Source organism: Streptomyces sp. BF23-19, assembly GCF_041106355.1.
Lineage (GTDB): Bacteria > Actinomycetota > Actinomycetes > Streptomycetales > Streptomycetaceae > Streptomyces > Streptomyces virginiae_A.
On the sequence record NZ_JBGBPT010000187.1, the window covers coordinates 1 to 2,552 of the forward strand.

General features: G+C 73.0%; 3 protein-coding genes and 1 pseudogene. All 4 read right to left on the reverse strand.

Going from position 1 to position 2,552, the window contains the following annotated elements; genetic code table 11:
* Positions 1 to 234: 234 nt before the first annotated feature.
* Positions 235 to 1,215 carry a YafY family protein gene (locus AB8A24_RS43150; RefSeq protein ID WP_328963902.1) on the reverse strand — a complete coding sequence of 327 codons (981 nt, stop codon included), beginning with the start codon at positions 1,213 to 1,215 and terminating at the stop codon, positions 235 to 237.
* Between the two features lie 69 nt (positions 1,216 to 1,284).
* Positions 1,285 to 1,827: a hypothetical protein gene (locus tag AB8A24_RS43155; RefSeq protein WP_369479233.1), complete on the reverse strand. Its 543-nt coding sequence runs from the start codon at positions 1,825 to 1,827 to the stop codon at positions 1,285 to 1,287.
* A gap of 101 nt (positions 1,828 to 1,928) precedes the next feature.
* Positions 1,929 to 2,462 (reverse strand): transglycosylase family protein, encoded by a 534-nt coding sequence (locus AB8A24_RS43160; protein ID WP_369479234.1) that lies wholly within the window; start codon positions 2,460 to 2,462, stop codon positions 1,929 to 1,931.
* Positions 2,407 to 2,552, reverse strand: a pseudogene (locus tag AB8A24_RS43165) (histidine kinase); the annotation flags it as partial. The pseudogene AB8A24_RS43165 and the gene AB8A24_RS43160, both read right to left, overlap by 56 nt.

A 2,552-nucleotide genomic window follows, 5' to 3' on the forward strand; every position in this document is an offset into this window, starting at 1 on the left:
GGGCCAGGTCCGAGGACCTGGCCCGCCTTCGCCGTTCGTCAGCGCCACGCCCGGACGTTCGTCCGTCCCGGGTCACGCTTGTGTCACAGAATATCAACAGCCGCAAATTGTTTACCGGTCCGCGACACGCCCGGGGTTCAGACCGTTTGGAATTTGCGCCGAACACGGCCGAATTCCTGTCCGGGATTGCCACGACCCCCTTGGCCCAGACCAGTTGAATCCCCCTCAGCTCCGCTACATTTCCTTCACTTCTCCGGCCCCCACGGCCCGCCCCAGGAGATCCCGCGCGGCTCTGATCCGATCCGTCAGCTCGGGCGGCTCGACCACTTCGAACTCACAACCGAGCAGCATGACGTGAATCACCAGAACGTCCAGGTTCACCGCCCCGGTGCGCAGCAGGCAGCTCCGCTCGTCGACCGGTTCCAGGACCCCGTCGCTCGGCCCGATGATCTGTGCCGCGTCCTGCGCGGAAACCTTCAGCCGCACCACCGCGCGGGCCGCGTACACCCGCTGCGAGACGCCCTCGGAGACGTACGCGGCGAGGTCCTCGGCGGGCGGCGGGCGCGGGGTGAACCGCGGTCCGTGCGGAGGTCGGGGCTCGATCCGGTCCGCGCGGAAGGTCCGCCACGCCTCCCGGTCCAGGTCCCAGGCGACGAGGTACCAGCGCCGCTCGGTGCACACCAGCCGGTGCGGTTCGACGGTGCGGCGGCTGACGTTGCCCTCGTGGTCGCGGTACCCGAAGCGCAACCGTTCGCCGTCCCGGCAGACCGAGGCCAGCTCGGTCAGCACCGAGGGGTCCACGGTGGACCGCTGGGCGCCGCGCAGCATCGGTACGGTGAACTCGTTGAGCGCGGACACCCGACGGCGCAGCCGCGACGGCAGTACCTGCTCCAGCTTCGCGAGGGCTCGTACGGAGGCCTCCCCGATGCCCTCGACCCCGTTCCCGGCGGCGGTGCGCAGACCCACGGCGACGGCCACGGCCTCGTCGTCGTCCAGCAGCAGCGGCGGCAGCTCGGCCCCCGCGCCCAGCTGGTAGCCGCCGCCGGTCCCGGGGCTGGCGTTCACCGGATACCCGAGTTCCCGCAGCCGGTCGACGTCGCGCCGGACCGTCCGCGCGGTGACCCCGAGGCGGTCGGCGAGGCCGGCACCGGTCCATTCGCGGTGGGCCTGCAGCAAGGACAGCAGGCGCAGCAGTCGTGCGGAGGTATCGAGCATCCCCAGAGTCTGCCGGCGCGCCGTGACCGGGCCGCGCCCCGAGCGGGCGGGCGGCCGGCCGGGCGGGCCTCAGCAGACCAGCGGTGGCGTCTCGGCGCCGCTGAGCTCGACGAGCGCGCAGAGGGTCTTCACGGAGACCTTCCAGACCCCGTCCTCGAACTCCACGGTCCCCTTGCTGCCGGGCAGTACCGTGTCGCCGCCTACCTTGAGGTCGTAGGTCACCTCGGCCTCGGTGGGCGAGGTGAAGGTGACGTCGGTGACCTCGACGGAGGTCTTGGCCGCCTCGGCGCCGGCCGAGAATCCGTCCAGCAGCACCTTGAGCAGCTCGCCGTGCTGCAGCAGCTCGGCCTTCTCGTCGGTCGGGGTCTTCGGGTCGAAGAAGGCGGTCCAGTTCTTCTCGATCTGTTCCTTGGCCGCCTCGGGATCCGCGGGCCCGTCCGCGGTGGGCAGGAACAGGACCGTGGCGGACGGTGGGCCCGGGGACCCCGCCGCCCCGGCGGGCGAGGACCACCCCACCACCGCCGGTACGGCCAGCAGGACCGCGGCCGCCGTGTAGGCCGCGGCACGTGCGGGTGCGTGTCGGTGTGCGCGTGGGTGTCTGCTCTGGAACATCTGGCTCACCACCGGAGTCCGAGCGAGCCGTTCGGCTCGTTCTCTCCAGGGTCGGCGCCCTCACGGCATCACGCAACGCGCGGACGAACCGGCCGCCCCGGTCAGGGGCGCGGGGACCGTGACGGCGACGGCAACGGCGACGGCGACGGCGACGGCGACGGCGACGGCGACGGCGACGGCGACGGCGACGGGGCCATCGGTCCCACGACCGGCGTGGTGACCGGCGCGGGCACCGGCGCGGGCACCGGTCCGGCCGGAGCCGGCGGCGGGGTGGCGGGCTCCGCGGCGGGGATGACCAGCAGCATGCCCACCACGAGGGCCTCCGGCTTCGGCCCGATCCGCTCCCGGTTCGCCTCGTACAGCGCTCGCCACCCGCCCCGGACACGCTGCTTGCGGGCGATCGACACCAGCGTGTCGCCGTCCCGCACCGCGTGCATCCGCCCGGCCAGCCCGTACCGCTTGGAGCACACCGGCCACGCGTTCCAGCCCTGCGAGCCGAGGACCTCCTCCGCGACCCGGATCTGCTGCACGCGGGCGGCCAGGTCGGCCCGTTTCGCGAACGCCAGCCCGCCGTACTCCTCCCACGTCGGCTGCCAGAACTGCAGCCCTCCGTAGAAGCCGTTGCCGGTGTTCACCGCCCACCGCCCCCCGCCTCCAGCGCGGCCGCGTGCACCACCATCAGCGACACCCGGTGGGCGACCACGTCGTGCATCTCCCGCGCGATC

Excerpts from the sequence above, each read along its gene's own strand:
- AB8A24_RS43150 (WP_328963902.1), bottom strand. The coding sequence starts at position 1,215 with ATGCTCGATACCTCCGCACGACTGCTGCGCCTGCTGTCCTTGCTGCAG.
- AB8A24_RS43155 (WP_369479233.1), bottom strand. The coding sequence starts at position 1,827 with ATGTTCCAGAGCAGACACCCACGCGCACACCGACACGCACCCGCACGT.